At 34.3% G+C, this 15,992-nt stretch carries 15 protein-coding genes; 5 read left to right on the top strand and 10 right to left on the bottom strand.

Features of this window, described 5'->3' with window-relative positions:
• Positions 1-3 precede the first annotated feature (3 nt).
• From KI430_RS15360 to KI430_RS15375, 4 genes are all read right to left on the bottom strand, one after another.
• Positions 4-744 carry a hypothetical protein gene (locus KI430_RS15360; protein ID WP_248875797.1) on the bottom strand — a complete coding sequence of 247 codons (741 nt, stop codon included), beginning with the start codon at positions 742-744 and terminating at the stop codon, positions 4-6.
• A 229-nt stretch (positions 745-973) separates the two neighbouring features.
• Positions 974-1,507, bottom strand: a complete 534-nt coding sequence (locus KI430_RS15365; protein WP_248875798.1) for a thioredoxin family protein — start codon at positions 1,505-1,507, stop codon at positions 974-976.
• A gap of 61 nt (positions 1,508-1,568) precedes the next feature.
• A complete protein-coding gene (locus KI430_RS15370; RefSeq protein ID WP_248875799.1) occupies positions 1,569-3,044 on the bottom strand; it encodes a peptide MFS transporter in 1,476 nt (491 codons plus the stop codon).
• Between the two features lie 179 nt (positions 3,045-3,223).
• Positions 3,224-4,939, bottom strand: a complete 1,716-nt coding sequence (locus tag KI430_RS15375) for a peptide MFS transporter (protein WP_248875800.1) — start codon at positions 4,937-4,939, stop codon at positions 3,224-3,226.
• Positions 4,940-5,071: 132 nt separating this feature from the next.
• On the opposite strand from KI430_RS15375, the gene KI430_RS15380 reads away from it, so the two are divergent.
• Positions 5,072-5,581: a GNAT family N-acetyltransferase gene (locus KI430_RS15380; RefSeq protein WP_248875801.1), complete on the top strand. Its 510-nt coding sequence runs from the start codon at positions 5,072-5,074 to the stop codon at positions 5,579-5,581.
• Positions 5,582-5,662: 81 nt separating this feature from the next.
• Here the strand turns inward: KI430_RS15380 and KI430_RS15385 are convergent, their stop codons facing one another.
• The 3 genes from KI430_RS15385 to KI430_RS15395 all read right to left on the bottom strand — a co-directional run bounded on the left by KI430_RS15385 (position 5,663) and on the right by KI430_RS15395 (position 10,355).
• Positions 5,663-7,333 carry a peptide MFS transporter gene (locus tag KI430_RS15385; protein ID WP_248875802.1) on the bottom strand — a complete coding sequence of 557 codons (1,671 nt, stop codon included), beginning with the start codon at positions 7,331-7,333 and terminating at the stop codon, positions 5,663-5,665.
• A gap of 83 nt (positions 7,334-7,416) precedes the next feature.
• Complete coding sequence (locus tag KI430_RS15390; protein ID WP_248875803.1) at positions 7,417-8,124, bottom strand: hypothetical protein; 708 nt, start codon at positions 8,122-8,124, stop codon at positions 7,417-7,419.
• A gap of 95 nt (positions 8,125-8,219) precedes the next feature.
• A complete protein-coding gene (locus KI430_RS15395; RefSeq protein ID WP_248875804.1) occupies positions 8,220-10,355 on the bottom strand; it encodes a S9 family peptidase in 2,136 nt (711 codons plus the stop codon).
• Positions 10,356-10,687: 332 nt separating this feature from the next.
• Here KI430_RS15395 and KI430_RS15400 point away from each other — a divergent pair, with 332 nt between their 5' ends.
• The 3 genes from KI430_RS15400 (at position 10,688) to KI430_RS15410 (ending at position 13,045) form a co-directional block, all read left to right on the top strand.
• Positions 10,688-12,058, top strand: a complete 1,371-nt coding sequence (locus tag KI430_RS15400; RefSeq protein ID WP_248875805.1) for a rhodanese-related sulfurtransferase — start codon at positions 10,688-10,690, stop codon at positions 12,056-12,058.
• A gap of 67 nt (positions 12,059-12,125) precedes the next feature.
• On the top strand, positions 12,126-12,650 hold the full coding sequence (locus KI430_RS15405; protein ID WP_248875806.1) for a 5-formyltetrahydrofolate cyclo-ligase: 525 nt from the start codon (positions 12,126-12,128) through the stop codon (positions 12,648-12,650).
• A 158-nt stretch (positions 12,651-12,808) separates the two neighbouring features.
• Positions 12,809-13,045, top strand: coding sequence for a hypothetical protein (locus KI430_RS15410; RefSeq protein WP_074236910.1), 237 nt, complete (start codon positions 12,809-12,811; stop codon positions 13,043-13,045).
• Positions 13,046-13,078: 33 nt separating this feature from the next.
• Here the strand turns inward: KI430_RS15410 and KI430_RS15415 are convergent, their stop codons facing one another.
• Positions 13,079-13,675: a hypothetical protein gene (locus KI430_RS15415; RefSeq protein ID WP_248875807.1), complete on the bottom strand. Its 597-nt coding sequence runs from the start codon at positions 13,673-13,675 to the stop codon at positions 13,079-13,081.
• Positions 13,659-14,750 carry a hypothetical protein gene (locus KI430_RS15420; RefSeq protein ID WP_248875808.1) on the bottom strand — a complete coding sequence of 364 codons (1,092 nt, stop codon included), beginning with the start codon at positions 14,748-14,750 and terminating at the stop codon, positions 13,659-13,661. Before KI430_RS15420 ends, KI430_RS15415 begins: the two co-directional genes overlap by 17 nt.
• A gap of 165 nt (positions 14,751-14,915) precedes the next feature.
• On the opposite strand from KI430_RS15420, the gene KI430_RS15425 reads away from it, so the two are divergent.
• The gene (locus tag KI430_RS15425; RefSeq protein ID WP_248875809.1) at positions 14,916-15,131 is read left to right on the top strand and encodes a hypothetical protein; all 216 of its coding nucleotides are present in this window, start codon (positions 14,916-14,918) and stop codon (positions 15,129-15,131) included.
• Between the two features lie 50 nt (positions 15,132-15,181).
• On the opposite strand, the gene KI430_RS15430 is transcribed toward KI430_RS15425, so the two are convergent.
• A complete protein-coding gene (locus KI430_RS15430) occupies positions 15,182-15,952 on the bottom strand; it encodes a TrmH family RNA methyltransferase (RefSeq protein WP_248875810.1) in 771 nt (256 codons plus the stop codon).
• Positions 15,953-15,992: the final 40 nt, after the last annotated feature.

Raw genomic sequence — 15,992 nt, forward strand, 5'->3', positions numbered from 1 at the left:
CGATTAAGAACCTTCCGCCAATGGTTCGGGATTTACAATAAATCGGTTTTTGACTGAATTATAATTCACAATTAAATAACCGCCAACCCGACCGTAACTATTGGAAACCATGAAGTCGTTGGTTTTATTAGTCGTCACATTGTCAAAAATAATTGTCATTAAATTTCCTGTAGGCGTTTCGATAGCATCAAAATTCAATGTTTGGAAAATCTGATTGGTTTTTTTGTTGATGATTTTCAATTCGTGCATAAAAGCATCTGATTGGCTGTTTTTTTTATAAACTCCAACAAAATAATAATCTTTCAACGATTGGTTTTGTAGAATTTGTATGTTTTGAAATTGCTCATTGGACAAATCGCTCAATTTATCTTTCAACTGAAGTACGACATTGAATTGTTTTTCATTATTTTTCCAAGTTCCGGACAACTTATTGGATTTTAAAATGAGTGAAAAAGTAGCAGAGATTTTATCGTTCTTATCCAATTCATAAACTTCAATTCGATTCGATTTTTGGTCAAATTTTCCTTCCAACCGAATAGGATTATTGAATTTATCATATTTATAAACACCAATAATGTTGTAGTCTTTTTTAGCAGGTTCTCCAAAATATCCTGGCTTAAGCTGTAAAGAAAAAGTCACAGGGAATTTGTCAATCTTTCCAGTGAAATTGTAAACTTCATACCAGCCTGCGAAGCCTTTGATAGCAACAAAAATAAAAAGGAATAAAAGAAATTTTACTTTCATTTGTGTTTTATTGATTTTGATTTCAACTTTTATTATAATTGATTTTAGTTTAAAGTATTGTTGCAAAAATAGATTTTAGAACAATTTAAAATTTTTTATATTTTATTTTGATTCAAAAAAAGTGCCTTAGCAATAAAGTTGTATTAAGCTTGTTAAATTATAATCTTGAATATAATTATACAATGATAGGAACTAAAAAAAACATCCAAGTTTTTGGATGTTTTTGTAATTATTCTTTGATTTTCGATTTGAACTTTTTCTGGTAGCCTTCCCATTCTTTTCGGGTCTTGATGGTCTTGTACTCGTTGGAAGCAATCATAGAGAAATACGGTTCCACTTCTTTGGCTTTCAGTGCACCAGAAAGACTGGTAATTGGGTCAGTTTTCTCATCCAGAAAAACCATTGTTGGAATCATATTGATGTTCATATATTTGGAAAACTGATGAAGTCCGCTTTTAGATTTTTTGCCTTTATAATCCGGGTTTGTGAATGTATGTCCGGCAAAAATAACTGTTTCGTTCCCATCACTTTCGAACTTTACAGCATAAAATTTATCATTAATAATTTTAGCAATTTCCGGATGGTTAAAAGTGAATTTATCCATTTCTTTACAAGGGGCACACCAATCTGCATAGAAATCAATCAGGATTTTCTTTGGTTCTTTTTTCTGAGCCGCGAGAGCCTGAGTCATCGTCATCCATCGGACTTGTGCAAAACCTGAAACTTGAATCAGAAATAAGGTTAATAATAAAATTTTTTTCATCTGTGTGTTTTTTATGTTTTCAGTTAACTCTCCATAATAGTAGACGTTTTAAAGTTTCTATTTACTTTACACCTTGCATCAATTTTTTCACAAGTGGCGAAAGAACAATGAGGATGACTCCGGCAATCAAGGCATAAATTCCTAACGTTTTGTAGCCGTCTGTGTAGGCTATTAATTTGCTTGTCAAAGTTCCTCCGGTGTTAGCTTCGGACATTTCTGCACCTATTTTTCCTGCGAAAAATTGCCCAAATGCACTTGCCAGAAACCACATACCCATCATCATTCCAAAAAGCTTCTTTGGAGAAAGTTTCGTTATGATAGACATACCAATTGGCCCTAAACATAATTCTCCAAATGTGATTACGAGCCAAGTGAATGTGAATAAATTAAGAGAAGATTTCCCATCATCATTAGCAAAAAACCTTAACGAATAGAATAAGAAAAATCCTGCTGCAAGAAATAAAAATCCAATTCCGAATTTAATAATAGTATTAGGTTCTAATTTTTTACTTGCCAACCAAACCCACAATAATCCTACTAACGGGCTGAAAATAATAATGAAAAATGAATTGGAACTGTTGTTAATAATATTCGGGTCGATATGGAAAAATAAAAGGTTATCAACAAGATTGTCCTTTGCGAATAATGATAAAGAACCACCACTTTGTTCATAAATAGCATTGAAAATCAAATACATTACAATGAATATGAATGCCGCAATTACTTTTTTCTGATAGCTTCTGTCTAGTTTCACTATTTCATAACCCAAATAGAGCAATGATACAACGCCGATTCCGTACATAAAGTAATCTGTAAAATCACTATTTTGAATAAGGAAATAAATGACTGGTAACAGCAAAAGCGCTCCAACAATTACAATTGTTTCTTTCTTGATTCGGGTTGATTCCTGATTATGTAATAACGGAGAATTTCCGATCGGTTCAATAGATTTTTTGATGAAAAAATAAGTAATTAAACCAATGAGCATCACCACAGCTGCTGCTAAAAAGCAAAGACTCCAAGAATAATATTTACCAAGATAAACGCAAAGTGCTCCGCCTAAAAGTCCTCCAATATTGATTCCTGCATAAAACATCCCGTAACCAGCATCTCTTCTCACGTCATCCTCTTTGTAGAGTTCTCCAACCATCGAGGAGATATTTGGCTTAAAAAATCCTGTCCCGATAATGGAGCACGTAATTCCAAAATAGAACAAATCGTGAGGATTATAAGCGATGATAAGATTTCCCAACGCCATTATGATTCCTCCAAAAACCAAAGATTTTTTGAATCCCAGAATTTTATCCGCAAAAATTCCACCGATGAATGTAAAGGCGTAGATGAAAGCCTGTATGGCTCCATATTTTAGATTGGCATCTTTCTCGAAGAGTCCGAGCTGGTCTGTCATAAAAATAACCAGGACACCTCTCATTCCGTAGAAACAGAAACGTTCCCACATTTCTATTGTGAAAAGATACCAAAGTTGTTTAGGATATTTGCCTTTGAAATTCTGAATTTCTTCGAGGGTAAGATTCATAATATAATTGATAAATAATTCGATTTGTGACGCAGTGGTTCACTAATTTATTTTGATTAAAATTTTTTTAATTCAATTGTTGACACAATGGGTTAATAAGTGAAATTCTATCATACGAATGTAACAAAAAACCACCGAATATTCGGTGGTTTGTATTGATAAATAAATGCGAAAGTTTTTTACTTCACACCGTGCATCATTCTCTTAAGAATAGGCGATAAGAAAGCTAACAATACTGATGCAATTCCACAAAGAACTACGAAAACCATAAAAAATTCGAAAAGGTTGTGGATTGTGAAACCTGCGAATGTTGTATATTCTGTAGGCAATTGTGCCGTAGAGAAAGCTTTTACTTGGTCAGCATTCAATGTTACTTTTTTATCTAAAACATCCTGAAGGTTAACACCAATCTCTTGTGCTTTTGCAAATTTGTCTCCTGTTGCAGGGATGATTGCTCCCAAAGTTCCTGCTAACGCATAACCTGCAGCATTCGCGATGAAGAAGACACCATATAATAAAGACGAGAATCTCTTAGGCGCTAATTTACCAACCAAAGACAAACCGATTGGCGATAAGCAAAGTTCACCCATTGTTTGGATCAGATAAAGTAAAATCAACCATTTGATTGCCAATAATCCTGAGTTTCCAAGGTCTTTTACGTTGTAAGCGATGATGAAATAAGACAATGCAATCAAAGCTAAACCAATCGCTTGTTTCAAAGGAGAAACTGGTTCTTTCCCTTTTGCTCTCAATTTGTCCCAAAGTAAACTGAATGGTAAAGCCAAAAGCACCACAAAAAGTCCGTTGAATATCTGAACCATTGATGGCGGCATATCCCAGCCAAAAATATTTCTGTCAGTTTGATTATCTGCGATGAAGGTTAGTGATGAACCTGCTTGTTCAAAAGCTGCCCAGAAGAAAATAATGAAAAACGAAACAATGTAGATTACCCAGATTCTCTGTCTTTCGATTTTATTTTCAGCAGAACTCATAATTAAGAATGCTAATGAAATGCCGGCTGCATAGATGAAAGGGTAAATAATTCCCTTAATCAATTGACCCATTTCCACAGAGTTAAATCCAAATTCACCTACCAAAAAGTATCTGAAAATGAAAAACAGGATTACAAATAAAATTGTAGTAATTCCAATTGATTTTCCTGTGAATTTTGCAGTCTGAGATTCTCCTTCTTCAAAGTCTTCACTTGTATTATGCTTCGGCAATCCACCAATTGGTCTTCCTTCTGGTGTTACAACATATTTATTTTTAAGAATAAAGAAAGTTACAGTTCCAATCAACATTGCGATAGAAGCCGCAAGGAACCCCCATTTGAAAGCAAAAATATCTCTTACTCCGGCAGCGTCTTTTACATCACCAACGTAAGGACAGATGAACTGACCCAAGAATGCTCCAATGTTGATCCCCATATAGAAAATCGTGAAAGCAGAATCCAGTTTAGATTTTTCTTGTTTTGGATAAAGACTTCCAACCATTGATGAGATATTCGGTTTGAAGAACCCGTTTCCGAAGATAATTACAAAAAGAGCAAACCACATTAGACCTTTTGCACCGCCAAGGTTGTCAGAAAAAGTTGAAGCACTTAAGAAAAGCAAGAATTGCCCAATCGCCATCAAACTTCCTCCTAAAATAATACAGTTTCTGTTACCCAAATATTTATCAGCAATGAAACCTCCCAAAAGTGGCGTTAAATAACACAATGCCAAGAATCCACCATAGATGATAGAAGCATCGGCTTCTCTTATCAGTAGAGAGTTTACCATAAATAAGGTAAGCAATGCTCTCATCCCGTAAAAATTAAAACGCTCCCACATCTCCGTCCCAAATAGGACCCACAAGCCTTTAGGATGTTTCGAACTAGTCTTTACTGTCTCCATATAAATTAATTGTTAAATTTTCTTAAAGGTAACAAATATAGTTTTTTTTCATCAACGTAAGTGATTCAAGTTGCTGTTTATGTAAGATTTAATAATCCATATTTTACAGATTTGATTTAATTTTGTCTTTTTATGGAAATGAATTTAGAATTTAGAAAGGCAATTGCCGAAGATTCTTCGGTGATTTGGGAAATATTACAGGACGCTATTACAAGGAGAAAAAACGATGGCAGTCGTCAATGGCAGGACGGTTATCCAAACTTAGAAACTGTAAAGTCTGATATCGAAAAAGGATTCGGGTATGTTTTATTGGTGGACGGAATTGTTGCAGGTTACAGTGCACTGATTTTCAATGATGAGCCAGCTTATGACGCTATCGAAGGAGAATGGCTGACTAACGGAGACTTTTTGGTAGTTCATAGAGTTGCGATTTCAGATAAATTTGCGGGGAAAGGTTTATCTAAAAAGATTTTTAGCTTTATAGATGATGTTGCAAAAGAGAATAATACATTCAGTATAAAAGTGGATACCAACTTTGATAATCCGGCAATGCTGACGATTCTGGATAAATTAGGCTATCAATATTGCGGAGAAGTTCATTTCCGGGGAAGTGCAAGAAAAGCTTTTGAAAAAGTGCTTTGACTTTATTGAAATTTGAGCAAACAAAAAGCGAAATTAATTAGACTAATTTCGCTTTTGTTTTTATTATAAGTCTTTGTCGATTTAATGTCCACTTTCTTTCATTATTCTGTTCAGTCTTTTTAGCATCATTAATCCTAGCAATGTTGCAAATATCAATAAGCCGAAATTAACAAGAAAATAGTTGGCTTTGTTTTCATAATTGTACCAGGTGCTTGCAAGGATTCCCGACAATTTATTCCCAACAGAATTGGCTAAGAAGAAACCTCCCATCATCAGCGCTGTCAATCTTGCCGGAGATAATTTGGAAACGAATGACAATCCCATCGGCGACAGGCAAAGTTCGCCAATTGTAACAACACCATAACCTGCAACCAACCAAAGTGAAGAAACCTTTTCTGCGCCGTTATTTCCAGCATAAACAGCAGCAACCATTACCAGGCAAGATAAGCTGGTGATGAACAATCCCAAAACAATTTTACTTGGTGTCAAAGGTTCTTTTCTTCGTTTTCTAAGCATTGCCCAAACTCCGACAATTACAGGTGTTAATGCAATTACCCAAAATGGATTTATCGATTGAAATAATTCTGTATTATACAGGAAAACAGGTTTGTCGGGATTGGATTCTAATTCTGCTTTTTTCCCAGCGGAAACATTTCTAAAGTAAATATCTTTTCCTGTTTCTTTCAAAGCTTTTCCGTTAGCATCTTTCTGAGAACGGAATTGCTCATCAAAAATAGGTGTTTCTTTATCCGCATAGCTTTTTTCTTCAACAAGATAAAGCGAAGCCAAAGGTTTTTCCACAGATTCGGAAACACTTCTATCAGTATAATAATTCGCCCATCTGGTCAAAGCTGTTCCATTTTGTTTGAAAACTGCCCAGAAAAACATACTGATTAAGAATATCGAAAGCAAAGCCCCAATCGCCGGTTTCTCCAATGGATTCGATTTGAAATAAAGTGAAACATAGAAGTAAATAACAGGGACACAAGCGAAAATAAAGGCATCTGTATTTGTACTTGCAAAGATATTAGCTCCTAAAACCATTGTTGGAACAAACCAACCGATAACACCTGCAATAATTGCAGGAACAAAAACCTTCATCAGGATTTCAGATAATTTGGTGTCACCTTCCTGACTTGGCTTCATTATCGCTGCGTGTCTGTAATGTTTCAGTCCGATTGTGAAAATCACCAATCCAAGCAACATCCCAACGCCGGCTGTTATAAATGCTTCGCCCCAACCGAATTTGTTACGCATAAACGCCGCAATAATATTACAGATAAACGCTCCGATGTTGATTCCCATATAGAAAATATTGTAACCAGAATCTTTGTTCGCTTTGTAAGGTTCTTCAGAATAGAGATTTCCTAAAAGTGTAGAAATAGTCGGTTTAAAGAAACCATTTCCTATAATAATCAATGCAAGAGAACCATAGAATAAAGGCAAATCTTTGAAAATTCCAACACCAATATAGCCTGCAGCCATCAAAACACCACCAAGATAAATGGATTTGATATAACCTAAAACTCGGTCAGCTAAAAATCCACCTAAAAACGGAGTAAGATAAGTCAGTGCTATGAAGGTTCCGAAAATATCATCGGCATCTTTATCAGGAATTCCCAATCCTCCGGCAACGCCTTGTGGTTCTATCAGATAGAGAACGAAAATCCCAAGAATCAAATAATAACCGAAACGTTCCCACATCTCAGTAAAAAACAAATAAGGTAAACCTTTTGGATGTTTAGTCTTCATAGTATCAATTTTCACAACGTTCCCAAAAATAGGATTTTAAATTTAATAAATAAGAAAGCCTCTCAAATTTGAAAGGCTTTTGTTTATTTTTTTGTTGACATTGGTGGAGGTGGAGAAGTATATTCAATAATTTCTGTAGTTTTTGATTTTTCAGCTTTTACCAGACCATTGATGAAATTTTGCATTTCAGCTTTTCCCTTATCAAAATTGTTTTCATACGAAAAAGCAAAAGAACTTGCATAGCCTTCTTCTGTAAGATAATAATTTCCAATATATCGGAAATCTATTCCTTTTGTGTTGACAGAATAATCCATAAACAAAACTTTGATTCCGTTAACCGTTCTATACTCTGTCTTATTAATTTTAAAAAATTCTACGGATCCTTGTAAAGTAGATATTTTAAGATCCAGAAGATTTTTAAGGGTTTGTATAGGAATAACCTCAGAAATCAGACAACCCATAACCATTACATTTGGATTTTCCGAATTTTGGAAAGTGTACTCTGCTGTAGGTAGGTTGGATGTTTTAGCAGTTCTCCATTTTTTTGGATTGATATAGATTCCGGCTTCAATTTTTTTGCTTTTCAGAAGAAAAGTAGATTCTTTTGATTTTACAAATGCTGTCTCATTTGTTTCAATTTCATCCAATGTTTTTTCATCACTTTCATTCACAAAACGCCAAGTTTTATTATCAAAAAGAACAACCTCTTTTCCATCTTCGGTAAGTGCTTTTACTTGAGAGCTCGATAATGAATAAATTGTTATAAATAAAAATGTAAAGATTTTTTTCATGGCTGTTTTGGATGAAATTTTTCCCAAAAATAAGTCTTTAACTTTTAATAAATGCCTCTCAATATTGAAAGGTATTTATTAAAAGTTTATGTTGATTACAAATTCTCCAAAATAAAATTTGTCATTTTCTCATAAAGTTGAGGTCTGGTTTGTCCGCCATAAATACCGTGGTTTTTGTCCGGATAAGCCATAAAATCAAATTGTTTTTTATTTTGAATCAATGCTTCCGAAAACTCCATAGAGTTCTGGAAATGAACATTGTCATCAGCTGTTCCGTGGATTAATAGGAATTTTCCTTTTAACAGATTCGCAAAAGTTGTCGGTGAATTCTGGTCGTAACCTTCAGGGTTTTCCTGCGGCGTCTGTAAGAATTTTTCTGTGTAAACTGTATCATAATATCTCCAGTTGGTCACCGGCGCGACTGCAATTCCCAATTTGAAAACGTCCGCACCTTTTGTCAAAGCCAAAGAACTCATATAACCACCAAAGCTCCATCCGAAGATTCCTATTCTTGATTTATCAATGTAAGATTGATTTCCGAACCATTTTGCAGCAGTAATCTGGTCTTCGATTTCATATTTCCCCAATTGTTTGTAAATAACTTTTTTAAATTTTGCACCTTTATAACCTGTTCCACGGCCGTCCACACAAGCAACGATATAGCCTTTTTGAGCAAGCATTTCGAACCAGATTCCGTTTCCGCCGTCCCATGAATTGGAAACCTGCTGAGAACCCGGACCGGAATATTGGAACATAAACAATGGATATTTTTTGTTCGGGTCAAAGTTTTTCGGTTTGATAATCCAGGCATTCAGTTGGTCGCCAACCGAGTTTGGAATGGTCATGAATTCTTTAGTTACAAAATTATCTTTCTGAAGCTTAGAAAGCAATTCGTTATTGTTTTGAAGTTCTTTGATTTCTTTTCCGGAAGCATCTTTCAAAACATATTTATTTGGAGAAGAAGCTGTCGAATTCGTATTAATAAAATAATTAAATGACTTACTGAAACTTGCCGAGTTATTGCCTTCAGGATAAGAAATCAAGGTTGTTTTTCCTGAGTTGATATTCAATTTTGAAACCACTTTGTTCAGACTTCCTTTTTCAGTAGTTTGAATATAGGCTTCTTTGGTTTTTGGATTGTAACCGTAATAATCTGTGATTTCCCAATTGCCTTTTGCGACTTGTTTTTTCAGTTTTCCATCTTTCTCGTACCAATACAATTGTCTGTAACCATCACGTTCCGAAGCCCAAAGGAAAGAATTATCGTCTAAAAACTCCAGAGTCAAGTTGTCGGTTTCTATCCAGGCGTTGTCTGTTTCAGAAAGCAATTTGCTTACGTTTCCAGATTTGGTATCCACTTTTAACAAATCCACTTTGCTGTGATGTCTGTTGCTTGTTGCCAAAGCGATTTCGTCTTTACCGTTCGTTTGCCATAGTTGTGGAATGTAATAATTCTCAAAACTTCCAAGATTCAGAGCCGTTGTTTTTGCTGAGTTTAATTGATAAAGATTGGCGGTAACTGTTGAGTTGGTTTCGCCTGCTTTTGGATATTTATATCGCATTTCGGTTGGGTAAAGCGATTTTCCATAAATAGGAATATAGATTTCCGGAACTGCAGATTCATCGAATCTTACAAATACGATCGCATCTCCCGCTTTGTTCCATTGATAAAAATCGGCGTGACCAAATTCCTCCTCATAAACCCAGTCTCCCAATCCATTGATGATTGAATTTTTCTTCCCGTCATTCGTAATCTGCGTGATTTTTCCAGAAGTCAAATCCTGATAAAATAGATTGTTATCAACAATGAAAGCGACTTTGCTTCCGTCCGGAGAAAACTTCGGTTCCTGAATATAATTTCCGTTATTAAGCGGCGTTACTTTATTTGATTTCAAATCCTTCACATCAAATTTTCCTAAAAATGAATGCCTATAGATATCCTGACTTTCTTTTTGCAACAAAATCTTAGATTCATCTGCAGAGAAAATATAAGATTCGAAACTTCCGTCTACAATGTTTCCAACTTTTTGGAAAGTCTTGTAACTGTATTTTGCGATGCCGTCTTTTTCGATGGTTGCATAATTCTCCCCGTCATTCAACGATGCAATTCCTGCAATACCTTTTCCACGATAGTATCCGGAGTAGATTTTATTTAATGTAATTTCTTGTGCATTAATATTTTGTGAGAAAACTGCTGTCATCATAACAACAGAAACAAATATTTTCTTCATTTTTCAAATTTTAGAGTTGTAAATATATTTATTTTTTGTCTAATATGTTGAGTTGTAGCCTAACCCTTTCAGAGCTTCTAATTCTGAAAGGGTTTTCTAACATCGAATTGCAAATGCGTGAAGGATAGTAGTGGAAATCCTTTTTTGTGTGGAATTGGTGCAGGAAAAAGATTGTAACGGATAGCCCGACCCTAGCGTTGGCCCTTCGAGAGCTTCAGTATCGCAAGTGTTGGCGAGGGGCACGCCCAAATACTGATAACTGTCAACTGAAAACTTTCAGCCAAATTCCTTATCTTTGCGCCATTATTTTTCTCACTTAAACCGTTTATAGCATGCAACTGTACAACACCTTAAGCGCAGAAGAAAGAGCTCGACTTATCGATGAGGCCGGACAAGAGCGCCTTACATTGTCTTTCTATGCGTATGCCAAAATTGAAAACCCTAAGAAATTTCGCGACGACCTTTTTATAGTCTGGAACGCTCTTGATGCGTTGGGTCGGATCTATGTGGCGCACGAAGGAATCAATGCTCAAATGAGCGTTCCTGCAGAAAATTTTGAAGCTTTTCGTGATACGCTGGAAGTTTACGATTTTATGAAAGGTATACGTCTTAATGTAGCTGTGGAGCAGGATAATCACTCTTTTTTGAAGTTAACAATCAAGGTTAGAAATAAAATTGTGGCTGATGGTTTGAATGATGAGACTTTTGATGTGACCAATAAAGGAATTCACTTGAAAGCTCAGGAATTCAATAATATGTTGGAAGACCCGAATACGATTGTGGTGGATTTCAGGAATCATTACGAGAGTGAAGTTGGCCATTTTGAAGGTGCGATTACGCCGGATGTTGAGAATTTCCGTGAAAGTTTGCCGATTATTAATGAGCAATTGCAGGATTATAAAGAAGATAAAAATCTTTTGATGTATTGCACCGGCGGAATCCGTTGTGAAAAAGCGAGTGCTTACTTCAAACATCAGGGTTTCAAAAATGTTTACCAATTAGAAGGCGGAATTATAGAATATACACGCCAAATAAAAGAGGAAAATATTGAAAGTAAATTCATTGGAAAGAACTTTGTGTTTGACCACAGGTTAGGAGAAAGAATTACGGACGATATTATTTCTCAATGTCACCAATGCGGAAAACCTTGTGATAATCACACCAATTGTGCGAATGATGCTTGTCATTTGTTATTTATCCAATGTGATGAATGCAAAGCAATTATGGAAAATACTTGCTCAACAGAATGTCATGAGATAATCCATTTGCCTCAGGAAGAACAAGTTGCGAGAAGAAAAGGACTTCAGGTTGGAAACAAAGTATTCAGAAAAGGTAAATCTGAAGCTTTGAAATTTAAAAATTCGGGAGACTTGTCAACACAAACTTTGGCAAAAGCTACAACAAAACCTGAAACGAAGGATATTCGTCAGAAAATTAAAGTTAAAAAGACTTTGATTGGAAGAGCGGAACATTATTTTACCAAATCTAAGATTGCACAGTTTCTAATTGAGAATAATGAACTTGCTGTAGGCGATAAAGTTTTAATTTCTGGCCCTACAACCGGAGAACAAGAAATTAAAATAACTCAGATTTTTGTTGACGGCGAATTCAGCAGTTCGGCAAAAGTTGGAGATCAGATTACCTTTGAACTTCCATTCAGAGTGAGATTGTCAGATAAGTTGTATAAAATTTTACAAGATTAAATCATTTTTTACGATGAATTTTAGTCTCACAAAAAGGGAACTTAGAACCATTTATAAAGAAAAAAGAATGGCCTTATCACAAGATGAGGTCAGTTTTTTGTCTAAAAAAATCTTTGAACAATTTGTTTTACAATTTAATATTATTGAAAATCAAAAAGTTAATGTTTTTTTGCCGATTAAAAAATTTAATGAGATAAATACTCAATTTTTTATCGATTATTTTTTTGATAAAAAAGTTCGTGTTTTTGTGCCTAAAATTCAAAGCGAAAAAATGATTTCTGTGGAGATTTTTCCGGATTCAGAATTCGAAATTAACAATTGGGGAATCAAAGAACCGATTTCTAATATTGACGCTAATGATGAATTGGACTATGTTTTAGCACCATTATTATATTGTGACCGATTTGGAAATAGGATTGGTTATGGAAAAGGGTTTTATGATTCTTTCTTTATGAGTGATTTGAAGATTCATAATAAAATTGGTTTAAATTTCTTTTCTCCGAATGAAGCTATTATAGATGTTTTTGGAAAAGATGTTGCCTTGGATGGGTTGATTACACCTTCAGAATTTGTGAATTTTACTATTAAATAATTGGTAATCAAGTATATTTATTTGTAAATCACTTTACAATGATATTACAAGTTATTTATTAATGATTTTTGTCAGACCGTCCTACATTTGTAATGTAATTATGACACAATAATTAGGAACAACAAATCAATAATAATAATTAATTAAAATTTTAGAACATGAAAAAGTCATTATTCGTAGCTGCTATCGCTGCAATCTCTCTAGTTGCTTGTAACAAAGCTGATAAAGTTGAAACTGCTGCTGTTGATTCAGTAGACGCTACTGCTGATTCTGCAATCGCTGCAATCGATTCTACAAAAACTGCAACTGTTGATTCAGTTAAAGCTACTGCTGACTCTGCTAAAGCTGAAGTAAAAGCTGACGAGAAAGCTGCTAAAGAAGAAATCAAAAAATAATTAGATTCCAAATCTAGTTTAAAACAAAACCCGCTAATTAGCGGGTTTTGTTGTTTTTATAGTATCAGAATCCTTTTTGTAGAAATTGGTAAAGTAAAACTTAAACTCTTTCTGGAATTTGACTGGTGATGCTTTCAGTGTATATTGAGCTTTTCTGTTGACTGTTGTGATGTAAGTTCTTTTGTTGTCATAATATTCTACATCAAAATTGGCAAAATCCAAAGTGTCATTTTCTTTTACAGTTTTAGACGTCGTGAGTTTGCTCACTTTAGCAAATTTCACCTTCAAACTGTCCATTTCTTTTAATAGTGGTGTCAGATTGCTGGAATCTTTTAATAAAAAGTGAGCTTGCATTTGTGTGTAAATCACAGAATCTATTTCTGTATCCTTGTTTCCGGAAGTATAAAGGGCAGATAAGTCTAACAAATCCTGAACTTTTTGAGTCGTAATCAGGTTGATTGCCTGTAAGCTATCTAGTTTTGTCTTAGAATAAGTTCCGTTGTTATTGGCGTTTCTAATGACTTCTATAGAATTTTCGTCGCCTTCATATTTTTTATTGCAGGATATTACTGTTGCAGTTACTATAGTTATACCTAATATCCAATAATATATTTTATTTTGTTTTTTCATCGTCAGTGATTTTGAATTTAATCATTACAATTTTTCCGTTTTTCATTTGAGAATCTATCACTTCCAGATTTTCCAAAGTTGTAGTAGGAAGCGTAACCAGCGAGATATATTTCTGCTTGTCCATAGTTTCTATCCCATAAATATCACTATCAACTACCTGATAGATCAGCGCATTATCACTAATTAATCTATTCAGTTGTTGGGTTTTTTTCTTGAAATCTTTTATCGATTTTGAGTAATAATATAACTGAACAGCATATTCGTTAGGTTTCAGCTCAATATTCTCTGTGTCAGGCGCATTGGTCAAGTCTCTTGTTATTTCTTCAGCTTTATAGAAAGGAGAAGAAATAATCATTTTCAAGCTTTTGCTTTTTGTTTCATAAACAAATTTTGAATTTGGTTTTACCTTAAAAAGAATAGGAGATTCGTTTTCTCTGATGATTTTAACGTCGAGTTCGCCTTTTATTGAGGAGTTTCTGTCTGCATCTGTAAAAGCATAAGTGTACTTTTTATAAAACAAATTATCATAAAATACTAATATCAAAACTATTGCAAACAGGAAAGCCGAAATTCCCAACCACAAATATCTTTTTAAAAAATTTTGTTTTTGACTTTTGAAATTGATATTTTGATTAATCTCGTCAAAAGCCTGATTGTCTACAGAAACTGGAGGCTTTTCAGTAACTGAAGTTTGATTTTGTCCTACTGTAACTATTTCTATAGGTTCTTCAATCTGCGTTTCTGAAACTACAGTGGCAGTCATTTCCTCTGCAGAAGTAGCAATAGGGTTTTTCTTTTTAAACTCAGACCAAGAATTGAATCCGGAATAAACGGATAAGATATTCAGCATATCAATTCTAGGAATTTTTTCCTGAGAATTATTCTTGAAGTAAGTGTAAAAAGTTTTTTCGCTGATATTCCCTTTGGCTTTTTGTCTCAAATCTTCTTGGAAATAAATAATATCTATTCCTTTCCATTTGGAAATATCATCATATGCTGGGGAATGCGTCTCAAGATATTTGCCCTGAACAGCCTTTTTTAAGGATTGAAAATGTAAAAATTCGGTATCGCTCAAAATTCTATTTATTCTTAAATTGTTGATTTACAGTAATTGTTATTTGTAAATCGTGTTTTACAAATATATTACAATTAATTTTCAAAACAAAAATATTTTATCGATATAATTTTGCCCTGTTCAAATAATGGACAATCTATTAACTAACAATTTAATTAAATTATTATGAAAAAGTCATTCTTCGTAGCTGCTATCGCTGCTGTAGCTCTTGTAGCTTGTAAAAAAACTGAAACTGTTGATACTGCTGCTGCTGATTCTGCTGCTGTTGATTCTGCTGTTGCTGTAGTTGATTCTGCTACTACTGCTGGTGTTGATTCTGTTAAAGCTACTGCTGATTCAGCTGTTGCTAAAGTAGATTCTGCTGCTACTGCTAAAAAATAATCTTAACCAAGTTAAGAATTTTAAACCGTTTCTTTCGAGAAGCGGTTTTTTTATTTCTCCAATTTCTGTCTTAGGATTTCGTAGCAAGTAATTGCGGCTGCATTACTTAAGTTTAAAGAATCTATACTTCCGGACATTGGAATCAAAACATTTTCTCCTTTATCTTTCCAGAAGTCACTTAAGCCGGAATGTTCTGTTCCGAATAAAATCGCAGATTTCTCTTTTAAATTTTTTGTCTGAATATTTTTTGCATCTTCACTCATAAAGGTTGTGAAAATTGGATATTCGTAAGTTTTTAAAAATTCCAAAGTTTCTTCGTTGGAAGCTTGAAAGATATTCATCCCGAAAAGACAACCAACACTAGATCGGATAACATTCGGGTTGTAAAAATCTGTTCTAGGGTCTGTTACAATCAAAGCGTTGATGCCGAAAGCTTCGCAACTTCTCAAGATTGCTCCAAGATTTCCTGGTTTTTCTACACTTTCTAAAATAATAATTGCGGAATCTTTTTTTGGACTAAAATCTTCTAGAGTTCTTTCTTCAAGTTTATAAATCCCGATGATTCCTTCTGTTGTTCCACGGTAAGCGATTTTTTCATAAAGCTTTTCTGAAACGTAATGGATTTTAGAATCTGGTAATTTTCCTTTGAAAATAGATTCGCAGATGAAAAATTCTTCCGGCTGATTGCCAAAATGCATTGCTCTTTCGTTTTCCTGCTGACCTTCTACGATGAAAACGCCGGCTTTTCTTCTGTCCTGATTTTTGGTCAAAAGTCGGGTTAGTTTTTTTATTTTTTCGTTTTGAAGGCTTTCTATGAGCATTTTGAGAATTTTTGCAAAGGTACAAAGTAGTTATGAGTTA

The organism is Epilithonimonas zeae, assembly GCF_023278365.1.
GTDB classification, from domain to species: Bacteria; Bacteroidota; Bacteroidia; order Flavobacteriales; family Weeksellaceae; genus Epilithonimonas; species Epilithonimonas zeae_A.

What these genes read in the sequence shown, in the direction of transcription:
- KI430_RS15385 (WP_248875802.1), bottom strand. Translation starts at nt 7,333, where the DNA reads ATGAAGACTAAACATCCAAAAGGTTTACCTTATTTGTTTTTTACTGAG.
- KI430_RS15405 (WP_248875806.1), top strand. Translation starts at nt 12,126, where the DNA reads ATGGCCTTATCACAAGATGAGGTCAGTTTTTTGTCTAAAAAAATCTTT.
- KI430_RS15410 (WP_074236910.1), top strand. Translation starts at nt 12,809, where the DNA reads ATGAAAAAGTCATTATTCGTAGCTGCTATCGCTGCAATCTCTCTAGTT.
- KI430_RS15395 (WP_248875804.1), bottom strand. Translation starts at nt 10,355, where the DNA reads ATGAAGAAAATATTTGTTTCTGTTGTTATGATGACAGCAGTTTTCTCA.
- KI430_RS15390 (WP_248875803.1), bottom strand. Translation starts at nt 8,124, where the DNA reads ATGAAAAAAATCTTTACATTTTTATTTATAACAATTTATTCATTATCG.
- KI430_RS15400 (WP_248875805.1), top strand. Translation starts at nt 10,688, where the DNA reads ATGCAACTGTACAACACCTTAAGCGCAGAAGAAAGAGCTCGACTTATC.
- KI430_RS15365 (WP_248875798.1), bottom strand. Translation starts at nt 1,507, where the DNA reads ATGAAAAAAATTTTATTATTAACCTTATTTCTGATTCAAGTTTCAGGT.
- KI430_RS15370 (WP_248875799.1), bottom strand. Translation starts at nt 3,044, where the DNA reads ATGAATCTTACCCTCGAAGAAATTCAGAATTTCAAAGGCAAATATCCT.
- KI430_RS15375 (WP_248875800.1), bottom strand. Translation starts at nt 4,939, where the DNA reads ATGGAGACAGTAAAGACTAGTTCGAAACATCCTAAAGGCTTGTGGGTC.
- KI430_RS15430 (WP_248875810.1), bottom strand. Translation starts at nt 15,952, where the DNA reads ATGCTCATAGAAAGCCTTCAAAACGAAAAAATAAAAAAACTAACCCGA.
- KI430_RS15425 (WP_248875809.1), top strand. Translation starts at nt 14,916, where the DNA reads ATGAAAAAGTCATTCTTCGTAGCTGCTATCGCTGCTGTAGCTCTTGTA.
- KI430_RS15380 (WP_248875801.1), top strand. Translation starts at nt 5,072, where the DNA reads ATGGAAATGAATTTAGAATTTAGAAAGGCAATTGCCGAAGATTCTTCG.
- KI430_RS15415 (WP_248875807.1), bottom strand. Translation starts at nt 13,675, where the DNA reads ATGAAAAAACAAAATAAAATATATTATTGGATATTAGGTATAACTATA.
- KI430_RS15360 (WP_248875797.1), bottom strand. Translation starts at nt 744, where the DNA reads ATGAAAGTAAAATTTCTTTTATTCCTTTTTATTTTTGTTGCTATCAAA.